The 267-nt window shown below is 38.2% G+C and carries 1 protein-coding gene; it reads right to left on the bottom strand.

All coding sequences use genetic code 11. The annotated features are described in order from the left end of the window. Nucleotides 1-267, bottom strand: a 267-nt coding sequence (locus AAEY72_RS15105; protein ID WP_352311386.1) for an ATP-binding protein, incomplete at both ends; no start/stop codon positions are given.

The following is a 267-nucleotide window of genomic DNA, read 5'->3' as shown; positions in this document are numbered from 1 at the left end:
GCATCGCCTTGTTTAAAGGGCTCAAACACAGACTCTAGTTCGTTTTCAGGAATGCCGGGGCCATTATCGTTTACAGCGATAACTACATACTTTTTGTTTGAATTAAAGTAGCTAAGTACTTCAATATCGCCCTCAGAATAACGCAGCGCATTACCAATCATGTTGGTAATTACACGTTTAATAGCCACAGAGCTTAACGGTATATTGCCTATATTTGGATTACTTTTAAACGTAATAGTACGTTGATGCTGAAGCTCAGAATTAACA

Source organism: Psychrobacter sp. W2-37-MNA-CIBAN-0211, from assembly GCF_040309405.1.
GTDB classification, from domain to species: domain Bacteria; phylum Pseudomonadota; class Gammaproteobacteria; order Pseudomonadales; family Moraxellaceae; genus Psychrobacter; species Psychrobacter glaciei.
The sequence above is the reverse complement of the archived record's forward strand: the minus strand, read 5'-3'. Positions and strand labels throughout refer to the sequence as shown.